The organism is Tenacibaculum singaporense (genome assembly GCF_003867015.1).
GTDB classification, from domain to species: domain Bacteria; phylum Bacteroidota; class Bacteroidia; order Flavobacteriales; family Flavobacteriaceae; genus Polaribacter; species Polaribacter singaporensis.
In genome coordinates this window covers 2,035,497-2,056,623 of sequence record NZ_CP032548.1, presented here as the reverse complement: position 1 = coordinate 2,056,623, position 21,127 = coordinate 2,035,497, and the positions used below count along the sequence as shown (strand labels likewise).

Below are 21,127 nucleotides of genomic sequence, written 5' to 3'. Positions count from 1 at the left end.
ATGAATTCATTTTATATAGCCTTTGCCTTTGAATAAGTTTTTATTCTTCCAATTTAGAATGTTCAGAATAAGTTCGCCACTTTTCTAAACAAGCGGTAATGTCTTCTGGTACTTCAGAGTCAAACTGTAAAAACTCTCCTGTAGTTGGATGTGTAAAACCTAAGGTTTTTGCATGCAAAGCTTGTCTTGGCAACACTTTAAAGCAATTATCTACAAATTGTTTGTATTTAGTAAATGTAGTTCCCTTTAAAATAGCATTCCCACCATAACGTTCATCGTTAAAAAGTGTATGTCCAATGTGTTTAAAGTGAGCTCTAATTTGATGTGTTCTACCCGTTTCTAACTTACATTGTACCAAGGTTACATACGTAAGTCTTTCTAATACTTTATAATGGGTTACTGCATGCTTACCATGTTCTCCATCAGGAAAAACATCCATTTGTAAGCGATTTTTAAAGCTACGTCCTATATTTCCTTCAATAGTTCCTTCATCCTCTTCAATATTTCCCCAAACTAAAGCATAATACAACCGTTCAGTAGTACGATCAAAAAACTGCTTAGATAAATGAGCCATTGCAAACTCAGTTTTTGCAACAACTAGTAATCCACTAGTATCTTTATCTATTCGATGTACTAAACCAGGACGCTCGTTAGAGTTAGTCGGTAAGTTTTCTATATGATGAATTAATCCGTTCACTAATGTTCCTGAATAATTTCCATGGCCAGGATGAACTACCATACCTGCTGGCTTGTTCACCACTATTACTTCATCATCCTCATATACTATATCAATAGGAATATCTTCTGCTACTAATAAATTTTCGTGAGGAGGGTATGTTAATACAACTCTAACTACATCTTTTGGTTTTACCTTATAGTTAGGCTTTACTGCTACATCATTAACTAAAACATTACCTGCTTTAGCTGCTTGCTGTATTTTATTTCGAGTAGCATTTTCAATAAAGTTCATTAAAAACTTATCTACTCGTAAAGGTACTTGACCATCTGTTGCTACAAACCTATGGTGCTCGTACAAATCATCATTCTCTATCTCTGGAGTGTTATCTTCCTGCATCAATCAGTTATAAAAATTAGTATCCATTACCATCACCTAAAATCAAGTCGATGGTTGTTTGTTTTGGTAACTTAGTACCTGGTTCTATTTTTTGCCCGTTATGTTTCAATCCACGAACCACATCTTTTCCTATATCGTGAACCCAAGTAACATTGGTTCCCACTTTAAATCCTATTGAACGTAAGTGTGTTGTTGCTTGACGCCTTGTACGTCCATTTAAATTAGGTACTTCTACATCTCTATACTTTGACGGATTTAAGGTTAAGTATATTTTACGTTTTTCTTTTACAAAGTCACCAGCCTCTGGATCTTGTTCAATAACTGATTTTTTTGGATATTCAGGATTATAGCTTGCACTATCAATTACCACAAAATCTAAATTTAATTCACTCAGTTTCTGCTCAACATCTGCCAACGACATTTTATGTAAGTTAGGCACTTGTACTTTTTGATTGTGATTTGTTGTAACTCCTAACCACCATTGTAAAACAAATACAAAAACTAGTATTGAAACAACTGCTATAATTACGTTTTTTAAAAAAGATTTACTTTTAATAAACTGAAATAAACCTTTAAAACTTTCTGTAAAATTACTCATATCATTTTTTTGTAAGATCGCACAAATTTACAGTAAAAATATTACTATTTTAAATTCAACAAGTCTTAAACGAGTTTTTTTGGTAAGTTTGTATAATCCAACGATTGGATTTTAGACAAACAATGATAAAAACAGTAATTGAAATACATTTGAAGTGAAAAAAAACATCGCTATTATTATGGGAGGTTATTCCTCTGAAGTAGGAATTTCTCTAAAAAGTGGTAATGTAGTTTACAAACATATTGATACAGAAAAATATAACGCGTATAAAGTTCATATTTTAGAAAATAAATGGGTGCATGTTGATGACAACGAAGAAGAATATCCAATAAACAAAGAAGATTTTTCAACTGAAATTAAAGGTCAAAAAATTACGTTTGATTGTGTTTTTAATGCTATTCATGGTACACCAGGCGAAAACGGTATTATTTTAGCTTACTTCGATCTTATTGGTTTAAAACACACCTCTGCCCCATTCTACCAAATGGCTTTAACCTTTAATAAGCGTGATACTTTAAGTGTAGTAAAACAATACGGAATAGCAACAGCTGTTTCTATATATCTAAACAAAGGTGATGAGATTGATTGTGATGCTATCATAAAAAAAGTCGGACTTCCTTGCTTTGTCAAACCAAACGGAGCAGGTTCTAGTTTTGGTATTTCAAAAGTATATACTAAAGGAGAGTTAATTCCTGCTATAGAAAAGGCTTACGAAGAAGATACTGAAATATTAATTGAAAGCTTTTTAGATGGAACTGAGGTTTCTGTTGGAGTAATTCAATACAAAGGAGAAACAAAAGTATTACCTATAACTGAAATTGTTTCTGAAAATGATTTCTTCGATTACAAAGCTAAATATGAAGGTGAATCACAAGAAATCACCCCTGCGCGTTTAACTGATTCTCAAAGAAATAGAGTTAAAGAAGTAGCCAAACGTGTATATGAAATTTTAAATATGCGTGGTTTTTCTCGTTCAGAATATATTTTAGTTAACGATGAGCCACATTTTATAGAAATGAATACTGTTCCAGGATTAACTGAAGCAAGTATTTTACCACAGCAAGCCAATCACGCAGGTATTTCTTTAACTGAATTATTTGGAAATGCTATTGAAATGGCTTTAAATAACTAAATATAATGAAGAGAGCGATTTTCCCTGGATCTTTTGATCCAATTACTTTAGGACACTTAGATATTATTGAACGTGGTGTTACTCTTTTTGATGAATTAATCATCGCAATTGGAGTGAATGCTGATAAAAAATATATGTTTTCTCTAGAGGAGCGTCAACGTTTTATCGAAGAAACTTTTAAGCATGAGCCAAAAATAAAAGTACTTACTTATAGTGGACTTACTGTAAACTTTTGTAAAGAACAAGACGCTCAATTTATTTTAAGAGGTTTACGTAATCCTGCCGATTTTGAGTTTGAAAAAGCCATTGCACATACTAATAGAAAACTTTCTGAAATTGAAACTGTGTTTTTACTAACCTCTTCAGGTAAAAGCTATATTTCTTCATCTATTGTAAGAGATGTTATCAGAAACGATGGAGACTATACAGGCTTGGTTCCAGATGCGGTTAGAATTTAAACTTTTTAAAACACTATTCTTTTGAAAAAACTATTTGTATTACTCCTAATAATAGCTACTGCTTGTAAACAAAAACCTACAAAAAAAAACGTCGATTTCACCACCCTGTTTGAAACATCAAACGGAACGGAAACTCCTACTTATAAAGAGGTTATTTCTTTTTATGAAGAGTTGGCTAACTCTTATCCTGAAATTTCCTTGTTTGAGATTGGTACTACTGATATTGGCAAACCTTTACACTTAATTGTTTTTAATGCTGATGGAAAAACCAATATTAAAGAGCTCAAGAACTCCTCAAAAAATAGAGTTTTAATCAATAACGGAATTCACCCTGGAGAATCTGACGGAATAGATGCTTCAATGCTTTTATTAAGAGACATCGTTCAAAATGATTCTTTTAAAAAAAACTACAAAAATTCTTTAATTTGTGTTATTCCCGTATACAATATTGGTGGCGCCCTAAACAGAAACTCACACACGAGAGCCAACCAAAATGGTCCAAAAGAATACGGTTTTAGAGGAAATGCTCGTAACTACGACTTAAATCGTGATTTTATTAAACAAGACACTAAAAATGCTGCTGCATTTACTGAGATTTTTCACACTGTAAATCCAGATGTATTTATAGATAATCATGTAAGTAATGGAGCAGACTATCAGTACGCAATTACACATCTTTTTACACAGCACAATAAATTGGGTGGAAAATTAGGTGAGTTTATTGAAACAAAAATGCGTCCTGAAATAGAACAATCCTTAGCTCAAAAAGACATCATCATAACCCCGTATGTAAATGTTTGGGGGACAACTCCAGAAAAAGGATGGTCACAGTTTTTCGATTCACCCAGGTATTCTACTGGGTACACTACCCTCTTCAATACCTTAGGATTAATGGTTGAAACTCATATGTTGAAACCATACAAAATTCGAGTAGAACAAACCTATGAATTGTTGTTTTCTGCTTTAGATTTTACCGAAGAAAACAGCAGCAAAATAAAAGATTTACGAAAAAATGCTGTTGAAGAAATAATAAATAAGAAAACGTATCCCATTATATTTACAGTTGATAAGAATAATCCTACAGCTCTTCATTTTAAAGGATACGAGGGAACTTTTATAGACAGTAAAGTTACCAATGGAAAACGTTTGTTTTATGATAGAACAAAACCTTACAATAAAAAAGTTTCTTATTATAACTACTTTGTTTCCACCAAAGAAATCACCATACCTAAAGCCTATATATTAGAACAAGGTTGGCATGACGTTGTAGAACGATTACAAAATAATAAAGTTGAATTTACTCGTTTTAAGAAAGATACTACACTAACTGTTGAAATTCAACACATAAAAAACTTCAACACTCGAAAAATGGCATATGAAGGTCATTATTTACATTACAATACTGAAGTTACCAAAACAAAAGATCAGCAAGTTAAATTTAATAAAGGAGATATTTATATTCCTACAAATCAAACAGGGATTCGCTATATTGTAGAAACCTTGGAAGCTGAGGCTGTAGATTCCTTCTTCAACTGGAATTTCTTTGATACTATTTTACAACAAAAAGAAGGTTACTCTGCATATGTTTTTGAAGACATTGCCGAAGCTTTTTTACAAGAAAACCCTTCAATTAAAAAACAGTTTGAAGAAAAGCTAAGCATCGATGAGAGTTTTGCCAAAAATCCACAAACTCAACTATACTGGATTTACACAAAAACGCCACATTATGAAAAAGCACACAAGAAATTACCAATTTACAAGTTATATTAATAATTTTTTAACCCCTTAATTACATTTTCATACATTTGTTACCGATTAAGAATTTAATCTAAATGAATAAAGAACCCTTAAAATCTGTTTGTGATCAGAAAAATTTTGAAGAAATTTTTAATCAACATTCACAAACATTAAGAAATTACATATACTATAAGTGCGGTGATACTCAGCAAGCAGAGGATATCGTACAGGAAGCGTATATAAAATTATGGAGTAATTGCGCTAAAGTTTTTTTTGATAAAGCTAAATCTTACCTCTATACAGTGGCTAATAATCATTTTTTAAATGATGTAGCACATAAAAAGGTTGTTTTGGAACACCAAAAACAAAGTGTATCCTCTGGTAATACTAATGAGACACCTCAGTTTCTTCTAGAACAAGAAGAATTTCATATAAAACTAAAAAAAGCAATTGCTGACTTGCCAGAAAAACAGCGGGAAGTTTTTTTACTTAGTCGAATAGACAAGAAAAAGTATAGTGAAATTGCAGTTATAGTTGGAGTTTCTGTGAAAGCAGTAGAAAAGAGAATGAGTAAAGCTCTTCTTACACTAAAAGAGCAAATAGGTAAAGTCTAATAAAAAATAATATTTGTAGTAGGGTAATTAGTCTTTTACCTGTTTTTAATACAAATAGCACGAACAACAGAAAATGAAAATAAATTATAAAGATGAAACCTTTTTAGCCAGATGGATAGCCAATGAGCTATCTGCTGAAGAATTGAAAGAGTTTCAACAAACAGAAGCTTATCATCAATTTAAAGCTATTGATGAAGCTTCTCAGTTACTAAAAACCCCTTCTTATAACAAAGAAGAAGCTTTTAGTAAAATAAAAACAAACTTAGGGTCAATAAAAGCTAACAAAAAAGTAGTAAAATTAATTCCTACTTGGATGTATGGAGCTGTTGCCTCTATAGTTTTATTAATTAGTTTTTTATATTTTAACAACAACACCGTTGACTTCTCTACAAATTATGGAGAACAACTAACAATTACTTTACCTGATAATTCTAAAGCCCATTTATCTCCTAAATCTGAAATAACATACAAAAAACAAAATTGGGAAGATAAAAGAGAGTTGTCTTTAGAAGGAAAAGCTTATTTCGAAGTAGAGAAAGGAAAATCTTTTACTGTAAAATCTACTCAAGGAAATGTAACTGTGTTAGGTACTAAATTTACTGTCAATACTTCGAATAACTATTTTGAAGTTAAATGTTATGAGGGTAAAGTAAAAGTTACTTCAAAAAACAAAGAAGAAGTTATCTTAACTAAAGGAAAAGCTTACAGAAATTACAGTAATTCTAGTGAAAAATGGGAATTTGTAGATAGCGTTCCTTCTTGGTTTAAAGGTGAAAGTTCATTCAGTAATACTCCTTTAGATCAAGTTATAAAAGCTTTAGAAAATCAATTCAAATTAAAATTTGATGCTTCAAGAATAGATACCTCTCAACGTTTTACAGGTACTTTTACACATAAAGATGTTAATATAGCATTACAAACTGTTTTTGCTCCTATGAAAATTTCTTATAAATTAGCAGAAAATAGTTCAGTTGTATTGACATATAGTAAATGAAGATAAACTTAAGTATACTTTTTATATGCTTAGCGATGTCTATTTTTTCTCAGGAAAAGGTAGACATTTCTTTTATTGATGCGCCTTTATTAGATGTATTAAAAGAAACAGAAACCTATTATGGTGTAAAATTTTCTTTTAATACAGAAATAATTAATGGTAAAAACTTTTCTTTTAAAAAGAAAAAATGTGAATTAGTATATCTTATTGGAGAAATTGAACGCCAAACTCCTTTAATTTTTAACCAAATTAATGAACGTTATTACTATATAACAAAAAACTCAAACTTCAAACCTAACGAATACAACCTTTTAAAAGAAGTTCTTGTTACTAACTATATAACCTCTGGTATAAATAAAAAAAGAAACGGAACTATTTCAATTCTACCAAGTCAATTAGGTGTTTTACCTGGTTTAACAGAACCAGATGTATTAGAAAGTTTAAAAATTATCCCAGGTGTTCAGAGTCCTAATGAAACAGCCGCCGGTATTTACATAAGAGGCGGAACACCAAACCAAAACTTAGTTTTATGGGATGGAATCAAAATGTATTATTCTGGGCATTTCTTTGGAATGATTTCAGCATTTAATCCTTATACCACCAAAGAAGTCACTCTTTCTAAAAGCGGTACGGGAGCTAGATATGGAAACAGGGTTTCTGGGGTAATCGATATTAAAACAACAGAAAAAATACCTGAAAAAATCACTGGAAATTTTGGTTTGAATATGACCCATGCTGATGCGCTTATTTCAATTCCTTTTTCAGAGAAAACAGCTCTTTCTTTTTCTGTTAGAAGATCTTTTTCTGATGTTTTAAAGACATTTACTTTTGATAAATTATCTATGCGCGTTTTTCAAACATTTGATGATAATCAAGAAAATCAAATTATAGATAAGAATATTAAGTTTGATAGAAATAATAAGTTTAAGTTTTCAGATTATACTACAAAATTTATATACAAACCTAATGAAAATGAGTCTTTAAGCCTAAGTTTCTTGCATACAAAAAATCAAATGTTTAACGACTTTACTATTCCAATATATAAAGATAAATACAATGATAAATTAGATATTGATAATACTGGTTTAAGCATAAATTGGAAAAAACAATCATCTGAAAAAAAGACGCATAATATAAAAAGTTATTTTTCCAAGTTTCACTTAGATTATGTGGGTAATTACAACTACATAGATGATTACCTCATTCTACTATCAACCAAAAGCAATTCTTTAACCGATTTTGGTATTTCATACAATATGAACTATTCTTTTAATAACAGAACTGATTTATTTTGGGGATATGACTTTACGTCAACTAAAGCAGCTTATGAATTAAAATATTTAGCTGATGTTGAAGGTCAAAATAGATATTCATCAATACAAGAAGATGAAGGTACAAATAACACACATTCTATTTTTGCTGAATATCTATACGATAACGACAATTGGAATATTAATTCTGGAATACGATTGAATTACTTTTCTAAAATCGACAAACTTGTTTTTGAACCCCGGTTATATTTTGAAAAAAAACTTACATCAAATTTAAGCTTCAAAGCTTCTTTTGAACAAAAACACCAAACATTAAGTCAAATTATAGAATTTCAAACCTCTAGTTTAGGTTTTGACTTAGAAAACCAAATTTGGGCGCAAGTAAATAATGACAATATTCCTCTTCAAAAAAGTTTACAAGTTTCTACTGGAATACTTTTTAATAAAGATAACTGGAAAATAGATATCGAACCTTATTATAAAAAGGTTAGTGGGATGACATCACAAACGAGTGGTTATAATGACCAAACTGCTGATTTTTCTAATGGGAAAGGAAAAGTATATGGTATTGACGTGTTAATTAACAAAAAGTTTAATAATTACAGAACTTGGGTCAATTATTCGTACACTAAAAACAGATTTAAGTTTTTAGATTTAGAAAACAAATTTTTTCCTGCAAATCATGACATAACAAACTACTTTTCTTGGTCTCATGCTTATAAGTTAAATAACTACGAGTTTTCTCTTGGTTGGATACATAGAACTGGTAATCCTTATACTGCTGTTAAAGAGTTTTACACTGATGATAATGGAGCTCCTCATATTAACTTAGATTCTGATAACATTAATGCCCTTAGGCTTCCTAATTACAGTCGATTTGATGCCTCAATGACCTACTCTTTTAATTTTTCTAAAAGGTGGAAAGGTAAGTTAGGTTTCTCTTTACTGAACATTTTTAACAAAAAAAATATTTTAAGTAGAACCTATAATGCTATTCCTATTAGAAATTCTGATAACCAGATTGAATATAAATTAAAAGAAGTGAACAAAATATCTCTAGGAATTACACCTAACTTTGTTTTTAGGGTTAATTTTTAACTAAAAAAGACTTTACTAAATGTAAAGTCCTTTCTTTTAGTTTAATAATTTCTGTATTGTTTTGTTTCTTCAAAAACATGATCTAGAATTTGTTTTTCTCTTTCATCAAACTCAATACCTCGTCTTTTCATTACTACATCAGCTACTTCAAAAACTTTATTTGTTTTGTATTCGGTAAAACCTGATGCTCCTCCCCAACTGAATGAAGGAACAAAATTTCTTGGAAATCCACTTCCAAAAATATTCGCAGAAACACCAACGACTGTTCCTGTATTAAACATTGTATTAATTCCACATTTTGAATGATCTCCCATCATCAAACCACAGAATTGTAATCCAGTTTTAGCGAAACGTCCTGTTTCATAATTCCACAACTTAACTTCTGCATAATTATTTTTAAGGTTAGAATTATTACTATCGGCTCCAATATTACACCATTCGCCTAATACTGAGTTTCCTAAAAATCCATCGTGTCCTTTATTTGAATACCCAAATAATACTGAGTTATTCACCTCTCCTCCTACTTTACAATAAGGTCCTAAGGTAGTCGCACCATAAATTTTAGCTCCCAATTTTAATACTGAATTTTCACACATGGCCAAAGCACCTCGAACAACTACCCCTTCCATTATTTCAGCTTTCTTACCGATGTAAATTGGACCAGTAGAAGCATTTAATGTAGCAAAAGTTAGTTTAGCTCCCTTTTCTACAAAAATGTCATTTCTATTAACACAATTAACAGTTTCAGGAATTGGCTCCGATTTTCTGCCTTCAGTTATTAAATCAAAGTCAGCTCTAATTGCTTTGTCATTTAACGAAAAAATATCCCACGTATTTTTTATTTGAATTATATCATCTTCAAACTCTATATGCTCATAAGAAGAAAAATCTACCTCTTCTTGAGTATCGGCAGCATGAAAAGCAATTACATCCTCTCCTTTGAAAATAGCTTGATTAGCTTGCAGGTTTTTTACCATTTCAACCAAAGGCTTAGTTGGTAAAAAAGAAGCATTTAATAATACATTTTCTTCCATTTCAACCATAGGGTATTTCTCTTCTAAATACTCTTCCGTTACAGTTGTAGTTGTTAAACCTAAGTATTTTTCCCATTTTTCTCTAATGGTTAAAATCCCAACTCTAATATCGGCTACAGGTCTCGTATATGTAAATGGTAGTAAGGCTGTGCGTACATCACCATCAAATAAAATATAACTCATATTAATCATTTTTTGAAGCAACACAAACTTACCACTTTCAATTCATTTTACAAGTCAAAATATAAACCTTACTTTTGTTATTATACATTCTTCAATATGTTACTATGAAAAAAATTTTAGGATTAATTTTAATTGGCATTGCTCTTATAGCAGCACTATACTATGCTTTTATTTATTTTGTTCCTTATAGTGAAGGTGTTCGCTCGGGTGAACTTATTAAAATTAGCTACAAAGGTGTGGTAGTAAAAACATGGGAAGGTGAAATTAGCCAAGGTATTTCCGGAGCACAAATTTTTGCCTTCTCTGTAGAGGACAATCAAAAGGAAGTCATAAAAAAACTTCAAGAATATCAAGGTCGTTATGTAAAAGTTACTTACAAAGAACGTTTTGGAACGTTCTTTTGGTTAGGTGACACAAAGTATTTTATAACCCATGTTGAAGAAGAACAATCTCCTCACTTTAGAGGAATAAGAAAAGATAATGAACAATAATATTTATAGAAATATAGAAGATACTCGCATTACTATTTCTGAGTTAATGCTTCCTTCTCATGCTAATTTTAGCGGTAAAATTCACGGAGGGTACGTTTTAAAGCTAATGGATCAAATAGCTTTTGCATGTGCTTCTAAACATTCGGGTACTTATTGCGTAACAGCATCTGTAGATACCGTTAACTTTATAAACCCTATTGAAGTAGGCGAATTAGTTACCATGAAAGCGTCTATTAACTATGTAGGCAAGACTTCAATGGTAGTTGGTATACGTGTAGAAGCACAAAACATACAAACAGGAAAATCCAAACACTGTAATTCTTCTTATTTTACTATGGTAGCAAAAAAAGATAACGGTGACAATGCCAAAGTTCCAGGAATCATTATTAATGACGATAATGAAATGCGTCGTTTTTTAGAAGCTATTCATAGAATTAAAATGAAGAAAAATAGACAAGAGAAGTTTGATAATGATAATTTTACTCCTCAAAACTATATCGAGGAGCTTAAAAATTATAATGTGAAGATTGAGTTATAACTATGACTGAAATTATAGATCTAAGTCAAGATATTTTTGATGGAATGCCTGTTTATAAAAGTCTTCCACAAGTTAAAATGTCTGTGCACAACACCCATGAAGAATGGGATGGAATTGAAAACCCAACAACAAAAACTCCTGCTGTATATAAACTAGAGATGGGAGAACATACAGGAACTCATGTTGATGCTTTAAATCATATGGCTGCTAAACATGAAGGAAAATCTATAGATACTATGCCACTTAGTATGTTTTATACTGAAGGAATTTGTTTAGACTTTTCTCATAAGAGCTTACAGGAATTAATTACTTCTGAAGAAATTAGAGAACAACTAGATAAAGAAAAACTTAGTATTAAGAAGGGCGATACTGTTCTTATTTGTACAAAGCATTACGACAAACATTTTAATACTGAAAACTGGGGAAAAGGTCCTGGTATTACCGCTGAATGTGCTACTTGGCTTGGCGAACAAAAAATTGCAGCTTTTGGTGTAGAAACCATGTCTCCAGGAGTTCCGAAAATTTCCAACAAAGAAGTACATCATATTTGTGGAGAAATGGGTTTTACACACTATGAAAATATGATAAACCTTGACAAACTACTGGGTAGAGGTAGATTTCGTTTTATAGCTTTACCCTTAAAAATTAGAGGAGGAACTGGATCTCCAGTTAGAGCGGTTGCTATTTTTGAATAAAGCATCCTACTTTTTAATTTAACTTCTACTTATCCATACACCTTCATGGCTGTATGGGTAACACATCATTGTCTCTACTTGTTTATAACCATACTTTTACGCTTCTTTTCAAGGAAAAAATATATCATATCTACAATATATAACCTGTAGAAAAAGAGGGAAAACCCCTCCTTTAAAACCATTCTTTTGCATTCTCTCAAAAAACAAGTCTCAAAGTAACTTTGTAAACTAATAATCAACTCATTAACTTAAAAATACTGTAATGAAAAAACTAACAATTGTAGTAATTTGTTTATTTATGACTAATTATTTGTTTTCACAACAAGTAAACATTAAGTATAACGTAAACAATCACACACTATCGGGTAAATTAAACAGAACCTCTATTTCTTCAGTTATAAAAGAACTTTCTAAACAAAACTTTCTTTTATTTATAGTTGGAGATAATAAAAACTTCAATGTCACAGGTCAATTAGCAAACACACCTGTTGATCGTGCCCTTTCAGAAATCATTCCTTCTAACATCAAGTACTTTTATAAGATAGACTCTAAAGAAGGAGAAAAAAATATGGTTTCTAAAACTACCAATAACCTAGTAAGCTTAAAAACTCCAAAGTTACTCTTACTAAAACAAACAAATGATAAAAACAAAAATATAGACAAGAACAAACCCAAACTAGGAGTTAGTACTAACCTACTTCAAGTAAAAAGAATTAACACTTTTAAGAATATAAAAAAAGTAAAAGATCCTTTTAAGCCTAAGAATGTAAGATTTAGAGGTACTACAGCAATGAGTAAATCAGGAGGAATAAAACCTGCCTCTGCTAGGAGTATCAGAAAAATTGACAATCTATCTCCTGAACTTAGGTTACAAAACAAAAAAAACAGAGTCAGTAAAAAACACTTAGTAGTAACATATAAAATTACCAACAACGGAATGACCCCTGTTTCAAAAACTGAAATAGATGGTAGTTACTCTTTACCAACTGAAGAATCTGGAGATTGGGCAATCATTGGTTTAGATGGCAACAATACAGTGCTTGCTGAAACTTTTGAAAACCCACTTAGTTATAGAACAATTTTTGATCCTAAAAAAAGTGATCATAAGGAGTTTACTTCAACAGAAGCATATGTTTCTGTTAAGATGCCTATTAAGTACAAATCTAAAGTAGCTTCAGAAAAATTAGATTTAAAACTAGTTAAGTTTAAAGATGCTTCAAAAGCTAAAAATGTTTTACAAAGAGTAAAAAGGAAACAGTTAAGAAAAAGTGACCTAAACACCTCTTTTCAAATTTTAAGAACAGCTCCTAAAGCTGATTTTTCTAAACTGAAAAAAATTACTAACCAATAATCAGAAAAAATGAAAAACTTACATAAAACATTAATAATATTAATGACATTTCTAGCTGTTACAGCTTATTCGCAAACAAAAAGCACCTTACTTTATAACGGAAGTTCAGCTTCAAAATTTGACATTGTATTCATGGGAGATGGATTTACTTCATCCAACCAAACTGAATTTAACAACTTAGTTGCTGATTATTTTAAAGCAATGTTTACACATGAAAACGGTAATTTAGATAACGTTTTATCTGAGTTACAAGATGCTTTTAATGTATACAGAGTAAACTTAAACTCAAGTCAATCTGGAGTAACTCAATATACATGTGACAACGATGACTGTAGTAGCAATCCTGCTAGCAGTAGAAATACGGCATTAAACTTTAAATATTCAGGATGTTGGAATTGTTGCTGGATGTCAAAATCTAGTAATACTGATAGTAAAATTAACAATGCTTTAAACACTGTTGGTCTATCTGGTGCCGAATTTGTTGTTGTTATCCTTAACGAATCTGGTTTTGGAAGTTGTTCATACGGTAAAGTATTATCTATTACCAAATCTACCAGTAATAATGTATTATTACATGAACTAGGGCATTCTGTTGGTAAATTAGCAGACGAATATACAAGACCAGGTTGTTTTAATGGTACAAATCCTTCTGCCGTAAACGTTGATAAAAATAGCAATCCTAATAAGTGGAATAAATTTGCTAGAAGCACTGTAACTACTGGAGCTCCATCAGAATATAATGTAGATGGTTTTGAAGGTGGGCGTTATAATGAAACGTGTATTTATCGCCCTTCAAACAACAGTACTATGAAAGGCAATACCAACTTATTTAATCCACCTAGTTATAACGAATTTTGGACAAGAAATAAATCAAAAAGTAATTATAACTTCAACAAGCCAATTATAGGCAACTTTCAAGGAAACAGCTATAACGATGTGGTACTTCATTACGGAAATTATATTGCTGCCTACCCTACCGAACACCCAAAAGGTTTTACAGGTAGTGGAGCAAACATAACGCGTCCCGCTAACTCTTATGTAACCACAAAAAGGGTTAAAGGTCCAGGTGGCACATGGTATGTATCTTCAAAAGACAAGTTTTATGTAGGTGACTTTACCGGTGATGGATACGATGACTTACTTGTATTCTATCCTAATAATCAATATTCAAGATTAGGAATATTAAAATCTACTCCTGACGGGTTTGAATGTATTAAAAAGATATATTATAACCTAAACGGTTGGCAGATGCGAAATGGCGACAAGTTCTTTATTGCTGATTTTAATGGAGATGGGAAAGATGACTTCTACATATTTAATGCTACTAACTGGAATCAAGGATATATGGGAATGTATAGATCTACAGGTAGTAACTTCTCTTATGTAAGACGATATGATAAATATTTGCCTGGTCATTATATGAGTTCTACTGACAAGTACTTTGTAGCAGATTACACTGGTGATAACAAAGAAGAATTAGTATTATTCAATACAAGTTCTAAAGTTACTAGAATGTTTAAATCTACAGGAAGCTCGCTAACAAAAACTAAGGAATATTTTGCCAGTTTACCAGGCTGGACAAGCAAGTCTGGAGACAAATATCATATTGCTGATATTAATGGTGATGGAAAAGATGACGTTTATATTTTTAATGGTACCAACTGGGGACCAGAATATCTATTATTACTTAGGTCTGACGGAAACGAATACAAGTATATTAAAAGATATGATGATGCCTTACCAGGTTGGAACATGAATAACCGTGATAAATTTTATGTTGCCGATATTAATGGTGATGGAAAAGACGATTTATATGTTTTCAATAACCAAGACTGGTCTACTCAGTACTTAGGACGTGTAATCACCAATGGAAGTACAGTTAGTGCAAGCTATCAAAGCGATTGGATTGGTGGCTGGAATCTTGGAAGCAGTGATAAATTAATTGTAGACGACCGTAAAACAGGAAGGGATAATTTATTTATACACAATACTAACTGGTTTGCTTATATGTGGCCAGGATCATCTAACATGTATATAAAAGGAATGTATAAAGATTATATTCATGCCTTTAAGTATCATGATTACGGATGGTATTAATATCGTAACTTTATAAAAAGAATAACACGGTTATTTCATAGTCGTGTTATTCTTTTAATTCTAACGTTTTTTATTATGAAACATCTTGCTTTATATCCTTTATTTTTTTTATTTCTTGTTTTAAACTGTAAAAATTATACGACCAAAAAATCTCAAAACGATTTTAATTCATCAGTAAATATCTCAAAAAAACAAGAATACTATTTCACCGTCAACTTTGAATTTACCAAAGAGCGTTATCAACTAATTTCAAAATCTCAAAATGAAGGAAATTTGTTATTTGATATCCAAAACCCTACCGATATGTTTTTGGTAGCCTATCAAAATGAAGATTTATTCTTTTATAGTGAATTAAATGATCCTTTAACCATAAGACCAGTTGGAGGAAGAGAAATAGAAAAAACAGTAGAAAAAGGCTCTGAAAACATCAATTTACCTAAAAAGTTTGCTCAAAAAAACAATGCTAAAAACCTAGATATCTATATTTATAAAGTAAATGGATATATAGAAAATTTTGACACAAAAATTTATTCAAAAGAAAAGATAAAGCAATTAGAAAAAGAAAAACTAATTAAAAAAAGATATACTATTGACGCTAATCAATTAGTTAATTTCTTAAACCAATAAAAAAATCCGAAGTAAAAATTTACTTCGGATTTTTTATATTATAATTCTAAAACGCTTTTATTTACTTAAGTACATTTTACGTCTTGCATATAAATCGTAAAAAGCATCATCTCTAAGTGAATCTATAAATAAAATGCTTTCTCCTGTTGATTTCATCTCAGGTCCTAAGTTCTTATTTACATTTGGGAACTTGTTAAAAGAGAATACTGGTTGCTTAATTGCAAAACCTTCTAACTGTGGATTGAATTCAAAATCAGTTACTTTCTTCTCTCCTAACATTACCTTTGTAGCATAGTTTACATAAGGTTCTTTATAAGCTTTTGCTATAAATGGAACCGTACGAGATGCACGTGGATTCGCTTCAATGATATATACTTTATCATCTTTAATCGCAAACTGAATATTAATTAATCCAACCGTATCAAGTGCTAAAGCAATTGTTTTAGTGTACTCTCTAATTTGCTCTAATACTAATTCTCCTAAGTTGAACGCTGGTAAAGTAGCATTTGAATCTCCTGAGTGAATTCCACAAGGCTCAATATGCTCCATAATTCCGATGATGTATACATTCTCTCCATCACAAATAGCATCAGCTTCTGCTTCAATTGCTCCTTCTAAGTAATGATCTAATAATAATTTGTTATTAGGAATCTTACGTAATAAATCTACTACATGCTCTAATAACTCTTCCTTATTAATCACAATTTTCATTCCTTGTCCTCCTAATACATATGATGGACGTACTAAGATTGGGAAATCTAACTCGTCAGCTAAAGCTAAAGCTTCATCTGCAGTTTCTGCTACTCCAAATCGTGGATAAGGAATGTTATTATCTTTTAATAAAGTAGAAAAACTACCTCTATCTTCAGCTAGGTCTAACGCCTTATAACTAGTTCCTAAAATAGGAATTCCGTAACGTTCTAGTTTTTCAGCTAATTTTAAAGCTGTTTGTCCTCCTAACTGAACTATAACTCCTTCTGGTTTTTCATGTTTGATGATATCGTAGATATGTTCCCAGAAAACTGGCTCGAAGTATAATTTATCTGCTGTATCAAAATCAGTAGAAACAGTTTCAGGGTTACAGTTAATCATAATGGTTTCGTAACCACATTCTTTTGCTGCATATACACCATGAACACAACAGTAATCAAATTCAATTCCTTGTCCAATACGGTTTGGTCCTGAACCTAATACAATTACTTTTTTCTTATCAGAAACTACACTTTCATTTGACACAGAAACTTCACCTTCTGCTGTTTCTATTTCACTTTCAAATGTAGAATAGTAATAAGGAGTTTGTGCTTTAAACTCAGCAGCACAAGTATCTACTAACTTATATACACGCTTTATTTTTAATTCTTCACGCTTTTTATACACTTCACTTTCTAAACATCCTAACATATGAGCGATTTGACGATCACCATATCCTTTTTGCTTAGCTTCTAATAATAATTCTCTATCAAGTGTATCAACAGTATATGTAGAAATTTCTTTCTCTAACATATACAACTCTTCATATTGACGCAAATACCACATATCAATCTTAGTGATTGCATGAATTTTACTTAACGGGATTCCCATTTGAATTGCATCATAAATAGCAAATACTCTATCCCAAGAAGCATACTTTAATTTATCAATAATCTGGTTATAGTCTTTATACCCTTTACCATCAGCTCCAATTCCGTTACGTTTAATTTCTAACGATTGTGTTGCTTTGTGTAATGCTTCTTGGAATGAACGTCCAATTCCCATTACTTCTCCAACCGCTTTCATCTGTAAACCTAATGTTCTATCAGAACCTTCAAACTTATCAAAGTTCCAACGAGGTATTTTTACGATTACATAGTCTAATGTTGGCTCAAATAAAGCTGAAGTAGACTTAGTAATTTGGTTATCTAATTCATCTAACGTATAACCTGTTGCTAATTTAGCAGCAATCTTTGCAATTGGGTATCCAGTTGCTTTTGATGCTAATGCTGACGAACGAGATACACGTGGATTAATCTCAATCGCAATAATATCTTCTTTCTCATCTGGTGAAACCGCAAACTGAACGTTACATCCTCCTGCAAACTCACCAATAGAGCGCATCATTTTAATTGCCATGTCACGCATTTTTTGGAACGTTTTGTCCGATAACGTCATGGCTGGAGCTACTGTAATAGAATCTCCTGTGTGGATTCCCATTGGATCCATGTTTTCAATAGAACAAATAATTACAACATTATCATTATCATCACGTAATAATTCTAACTCGTACTCTTTCCATCCCATCATTGCTTTATCAATCATTACCTCATGAATTGGAGAAATTTCTAATCCTCTAGATAATGATTCTTCAAATTCTTTCTCATCATATACGATAGATGCTCCTGCTCCCCCTAAAGTAAACGATGCTCTAATACATAATGGAAATCCGAATTCTTGTGCTATTTCTTTTCCTTTTAAAAATGATGTTGCAGTAGCTTGAGGAGCCATAGGCACCCCTATTTCTTCCATTAATAAACGAAACTTATCTCTATCCTCTGTAATATTAATAGCATCAATATCTACTCCTATAATTTCAACATCAAAGTCTTCCCAAATTCCTTTTTCATCAGCTTCAATACAAAGGTTTAATGCAGTTTGCCCTCCCATAGTAGGCAAAACAGCATCAATTTGTGGATGCTCTTTTAAAATTTGAATAATAGACTTTGTATTCAACGGCAACAAGTATACATGATCAGCCATCGAAGGGTCTGTCATAATAGTTGCAGGGTTAGAATTAATTAAGATGGTTTCAATTCCATCTTCTCTCAAAGATCTTAACGCTTGAGATCCTGAATAATCAAATTCACATGCTTGACCAATAACAATTGGTCCTGATCCAATAATTAAAATCGATTTAAGGTCTTGTCTTTTAGGCATTTTAGTCTGTGTTGTGTTGTGATGTAAAAATAAAAATTGTTTGGTTATAAAAAAAGGCGATACTTAATAGTAACGCCTTTAAAATATTAACAATAGTTAATCATTATTTCTTTGGTCTTGATTCAGATGAAACAGACAACTTTTTTCTTCCTTTTGCTCTTCTTCTAGCTAATACTTTACGTCCATTAGCAGAAGCCATTCTTTCGCGGAAACCGTGTTTGTTTCTTCTTTTTCTCTTCGATGGTTGGTACGTTCTTTTACTCATTACAGTATATCTTAAATATCTTCTTTAAAAATGTTTTGCTTTTGTGAAATTCCGTCTGCTAAAAGCGTGGGCAAATATACAACAGTTTTTCAGTCTGACAAACCCTTATTTTATTTTTTTTAAAAAAAAGTTCGTTTGGCAAACATACATAATTTTTCTGCACGTTTTTTCTCTTTTTTATTTGTTGTAATTGCCAGACTTCTTACTTTTGCGCAAACCTAACAGTACCATGAACAACACAAAATACGTTTTTGTAACCGGAGGCGTAACTTCATCACTAGGGAAAGGAATTATTGCCGCTTCTCTAGCCAAATTATTACAAGAAAGAGGATACTCTGTAACCATCCAAAAGTTAGATCCATATATTAATATAGATCCAGGAACATTAAACCCATACGAACATGGAGAATGTTATGTAACTGACGATGGAGCTGAAACCGACTTAGATTTAGGACACTACGAACGTTATTTAAACATTCCTACCTCACAAGCTAACAATGTTACTACAGGAAGAATATATCAATCTGTAATTAACAAAGAGCGTAAAGGAGAGTTTTTAGGAAAAACCGTTCAAGTTATTCCTCATATTACTGATGAAATTAAAAACAGAATCCAAATTTTAGGGAATACAGGCGATTTCGACATTGTTATTACTGAAATTGGAGGAACCGTTGGTGATATTGAATCATTACCATACATAGAAGCTGTTCGTCAATTACAATGGGATTTAGGAGAAGATAATGCTATTGTTATACACCTAACTTTAGTTCCTTACTTAGCTGCCGCAGGAGAATTAAAAACGAAACCTACGCAACACTCTGTAAAAACTTTAATGCAAAGTGGTGTAAGTCCTGACATATTAGTATGTCGTTCAGAACATGAAATCTCTGATGACATTAAACGTAAATTAGCCCTATTTTGTAATGTTAAAAAGCAAAATGTAATTCAGTCATTAGATGCTGAGACTATTTACGATGTTCCTAACTTAATGTTTAAAGAAGGACTAGATTACGTGGTATTAGATAAATTAAATTTATCTACACGTAAACAACCTAACTTAAAAACTTGGAATAAGTTCTTAGAGCGTCATAAAAATCCAACTTCTTCTGTTGAAATTGGTTTGGTAGGAAAATATGTCGAGTTACACGATTCATATAAATCAATTACTGAAGCTTTTATCCACGCAGGAGCTGCAGCTACTAATAAAACAAAAGTTAACGTTCGTTGGATTCATTCTGAAGAACTAACTCCTGAGAATGCTGCCAAACAACTAGAAGGACTAAACGGTGTATTAGTTGCTCCTGGATTTGGTGATAGAGGTATTGAAGGTAAAATAGCAGCAGTACAATATGTACGTGAAAACAATATACCTTTCTTAGGTATTTGTTTAGGTATGCAAATGGCTGTTATTGAGTTTGCTCGCAACGTATTAAATTTAAAAGACGCTAACTCTACAGAAATGAATCCTGATGTAGCACACCCAGTAATTAACTTAATGGAAGAGCAAAAAGATGTTACTGAAAAAGGTGGTACTATGCGTTTAGGGGCTTGGGACTGTCAATTAACACAAGATTCTAAGGTTTTTCAAGCTTACAAAGAAGAATTAATTAGTGAGCGCCATCGTCATAGATACGAATACAATAACGATTATAAAGAGCAATTAGAAAACGCTGGTATGAAAACAGCAGGTGTTAACCCAAAAACAGGGTTAGTAGAAATTGTTGAAATCGATTCTCACCCTTGGTTTGTTGGAGTTCAATATCATCCAGAATACAAGAGTACAGTTTTAAATCCGCACCCATTGTTTGTAAGCTTTATTAAAGCAGCTTTAAAACAATCAAAGAAATAAATTTAAAAATCCTGTAATTAAGTTTACAGGATTTTTTATTGTTTATAAAAATTGGAATACTGTTTGAACTACCATTACTAACAAAATTATTCACCGTAAAACCTCAAAAA

The 21,127-nt window shown here is 31.5% G+C and carries 18 protein-coding genes; 13 read left to right on the top strand and 5 right to left on the bottom strand.

What is annotated here, in order from left to right:
• Nucleotides 1-40: 40 nt before the first annotated feature.
• Together D6T69_RS09060 and D6T69_RS09055 are read right to left on the bottom strand one after the other, a co-directional pair.
• On the bottom strand, nt 41-1,075 hold the full coding sequence (locus D6T69_RS09060; protein ID WP_125067434.1) for an RluA family pseudouridine synthase: 1,035 nt from the start codon (nt 1,073-1,075) through the stop codon (nt 41-43).
• Between the two features lie 16 nt (nt 1,076-1,091).
• Entirely contained in the window at nt 1,092-1,673 is a 582-nt protein-coding gene (locus tag D6T69_RS09055) for a PASTA domain-containing protein (protein WP_125067433.1), read from the bottom strand.
• A gap of 154 nt (nt 1,674-1,827) precedes the next feature.
• Here D6T69_RS09055 and D6T69_RS09050 point away from each other — a divergent pair, with 154 nt between their 5' ends.
• The 6 genes from D6T69_RS09050 (at nt 1,828) to D6T69_RS09025 (ending at nt 8,977) form a co-directional block, all read left to right on the top strand.
• On the top strand, nt 1,828-2,805 hold the full coding sequence (locus D6T69_RS09050) for a D-alanine--D-alanine ligase (RefSeq protein ID WP_125067432.1): 978 nt from the start codon (nt 1,828-1,830) through the stop codon (nt 2,803-2,805).
• Between the two features lie 5 nt (nt 2,806-2,810).
• Complete coding sequence (coaD, locus tag D6T69_RS09045; protein ID WP_047788995.1) at nt 2,811-3,263, top strand: pantetheine-phosphate adenylyltransferase; 453 nt, start codon at nt 2,811-2,813, stop codon at nt 3,261-3,263.
• Between the two features lie 21 nt (nt 3,264-3,284).
• A complete protein-coding gene (locus tag D6T69_RS09040; protein WP_125067431.1) occupies nt 3,285-5,033 on the top strand; it encodes a M14 family metallopeptidase in 1,749 nt (582 codons plus the stop codon).
• 62 nt (nt 5,034-5,095) lie between these two features.
• Nucleotides 5,096-5,614 (top strand): RNA polymerase sigma factor, encoded by a 519-nt coding sequence (locus D6T69_RS09035; protein ID WP_125067430.1) that lies wholly within the window; start codon nt 5,096-5,098, stop codon nt 5,612-5,614.
• 73 nt (nt 5,615-5,687) lie between these two features.
• Entirely contained in the window at nt 5,688-6,608 is a 921-nt protein-coding gene (locus tag D6T69_RS09030; protein WP_125067429.1) for a FecR family protein, read from the top strand.
• Nucleotides 6,605-8,977: a TonB-dependent receptor plug domain-containing protein gene (locus tag D6T69_RS09025; RefSeq protein ID WP_125067428.1), complete on the top strand. Its 2,373-nt coding sequence runs from the start codon at nt 6,605-6,607 to the stop codon at nt 8,975-8,977. Before D6T69_RS09030 ends, D6T69_RS09025 begins: the two co-directional genes overlap by 4 nt.
• Nucleotides 8,978-9,018: 41 nt before the next feature.
• On the opposite strand, the gene D6T69_RS09020 is transcribed toward D6T69_RS09025, so the two are convergent.
• Entirely contained in the window at nt 9,019-10,194 is a 1,176-nt protein-coding gene (locus D6T69_RS09020) for a GlmU family protein (protein WP_125067427.1), read from the bottom strand.
• A gap of 104 nt (nt 10,195-10,298) precedes the next feature.
• On the opposite strand from D6T69_RS09020, the gene D6T69_RS09015 reads away from it, so the two are divergent.
• The 6 genes from D6T69_RS09015 to D6T69_RS08990 all read left to right on the top strand — a co-directional run bounded on the left by D6T69_RS09015 (nt 10,299) and on the right by D6T69_RS08990 (nt 15,993).
• Nucleotides 10,299-10,685: a hypothetical protein gene (locus D6T69_RS09015; RefSeq protein WP_047789000.1), complete on the top strand. Its 387-nt coding sequence runs from the start codon at nt 10,299-10,301 to the stop codon at nt 10,683-10,685.
• Nucleotides 10,675-11,223 carry an acyl-CoA thioesterase gene (locus D6T69_RS09010; protein ID WP_125067426.1) on the top strand — a complete coding sequence of 183 codons (549 nt, stop codon included), beginning with the start codon at nt 10,675-10,677 and terminating at the stop codon, nt 11,221-11,223. Before D6T69_RS09015 ends, D6T69_RS09010 begins: the two co-directional genes overlap by 11 nt.
• Nucleotides 11,224-11,225: 2 nt before the next feature.
• Entirely contained in the window at nt 11,226-11,918 is a 693-nt protein-coding gene (locus D6T69_RS09005) for a cyclase family protein (protein ID WP_125067425.1), read from the top strand.
• Nucleotides 11,919-12,180: 262 nt separating this feature from the next.
• Nucleotides 12,181-13,269: a hypothetical protein gene (locus D6T69_RS09000; protein WP_125067424.1), complete on the top strand. Its 1,089-nt coding sequence runs from the start codon at nt 12,181-12,183 to the stop codon at nt 13,267-13,269.
• A gap of 9 nt (nt 13,270-13,278) precedes the next feature.
• Nucleotides 13,279-15,366: a M64 family metallopeptidase gene (locus tag D6T69_RS08995; protein WP_125067423.1), complete on the top strand. Its 2,088-nt coding sequence runs from the start codon at nt 13,279-13,281 to the stop codon at nt 15,364-15,366.
• A gap of 75 nt (nt 15,367-15,441) precedes the next feature.
• Entirely contained in the window at nt 15,442-15,993 is a 552-nt protein-coding gene (locus tag D6T69_RS08990; RefSeq protein WP_125067422.1) for a hypothetical protein, read from the top strand.
• A 57-nt stretch (nt 15,994-16,050) separates the two neighbouring features.
• Here D6T69_RS08990 and carB read toward each other — a convergent pair whose 3' ends face one another.
• A complete protein-coding gene (gene carB / locus D6T69_RS08985) occupies nt 16,051-18,903 on the bottom strand; it encodes a carbamoyl-phosphate synthase large subunit (RefSeq protein ID WP_125067421.1) in 2,853 nt (950 codons plus the stop codon).
• Nucleotides 18,904-19,006: 103 nt separating this feature from the next.
• Nucleotides 19,007-19,168: a 50S ribosomal protein L34 gene (rpmH, locus tag D6T69_RS08980; protein WP_028891113.1), complete on the bottom strand. Its 162-nt coding sequence runs from the start codon at nt 19,166-19,168 to the stop codon at nt 19,007-19,009.
• A 229-nt stretch (nt 19,169-19,397) separates the two neighbouring features.
• Between rpmH and D6T69_RS08975 the strand changes: the two genes are divergently transcribed.
• Complete coding sequence (locus tag D6T69_RS08975) at nt 19,398-21,017, top strand: CTP synthase (RefSeq protein ID WP_125067420.1); 1,620 nt, start codon at nt 19,398-19,400, stop codon at nt 21,015-21,017.
• Nucleotides 21,018-21,127 lie beyond the last annotated feature (110 nt).

What these genes read in the sequence shown, in the direction of transcription:
- D6T69_RS08995 (WP_125067423.1), top strand. Translation starts at nt 13,279, where the DNA reads ATGAAAAACTTACATAAAACATTAATAATATTAATGACATTTCTAGCT.
- D6T69_RS09010 (WP_125067426.1), top strand. Translation starts at nt 10,675, where the DNA reads ATGAACAATAATATTTATAGAAATATAGAAGATACTCGCATTACTATT.
- D6T69_RS09060 (WP_125067434.1), bottom strand. Translation starts at nt 1,075, where the DNA reads ATGCAGGAAGATAACACTCCAGAGATAGAGAATGATGATTTGTACGAG.
- D6T69_RS09025 (WP_125067428.1), top strand. Translation starts at nt 6,605, where the DNA reads ATGAAGATAAACTTAAGTATACTTTTTATATGCTTAGCGATGTCTATT.
- carB (WP_125067421.1), bottom strand. Translation starts at nt 18,903, where the DNA reads ATGCCTAAAAGACAAGACCTTAAATCGATTTTAATTATTGGATCAGGA.
- D6T69_RS09030 (WP_125067429.1), top strand. Translation starts at nt 5,688, where the DNA reads ATGAAAATAAATTATAAAGATGAAACCTTTTTAGCCAGATGGATAGCC.
- D6T69_RS09005 (WP_125067425.1), top strand. Translation starts at nt 11,226, where the DNA reads ATGACTGAAATTATAGATCTAAGTCAAGATATTTTTGATGGAATGCCT.
- coaD (WP_047788995.1), top strand. Translation starts at nt 2,811, where the DNA reads ATGAAGAGAGCGATTTTCCCTGGATCTTTTGATCCAATTACTTTAGGA.
- D6T69_RS09020 (WP_125067427.1), bottom strand. Translation starts at nt 10,194, where the DNA reads ATGAGTTATATTTTATTTGATGGTGATGTACGCACAGCCTTACTACCA.
- rpmH (WP_028891113.1), bottom strand. Translation starts at nt 19,168, where the DNA reads ATGAGTAAAAGAACGTACCAACCATCGAAGAGAAAAAGAAGAAACAAA.
- D6T69_RS08975 (WP_125067420.1), top strand. Translation starts at nt 19,398, where the DNA reads ATGAACAACACAAAATACGTTTTTGTAACCGGAGGCGTAACTTCATCA.
- D6T69_RS09055 (WP_125067433.1), bottom strand. Translation starts at nt 1,673, where the DNA reads ATGAGTAATTTTACAGAAAGTTTTAAAGGTTTATTTCAGTTTATTAAA.
- D6T69_RS09035 (WP_125067430.1), top strand. Translation starts at nt 5,096, where the DNA reads ATGAATAAAGAACCCTTAAAATCTGTTTGTGATCAGAAAAATTTTGAA.
- D6T69_RS08990 (WP_125067422.1), top strand. Translation starts at nt 15,442, where the DNA reads ATGAAACATCTTGCTTTATATCCTTTATTTTTTTTATTTCTTGTTTTA.
- D6T69_RS09015 (WP_047789000.1), top strand. Translation starts at nt 10,299, where the DNA reads ATGAAAAAAATTTTAGGATTAATTTTAATTGGCATTGCTCTTATAGCA.
- D6T69_RS09000 (WP_125067424.1), top strand. Translation starts at nt 12,181, where the DNA reads ATGAAAAAACTAACAATTGTAGTAATTTGTTTATTTATGACTAATTAT.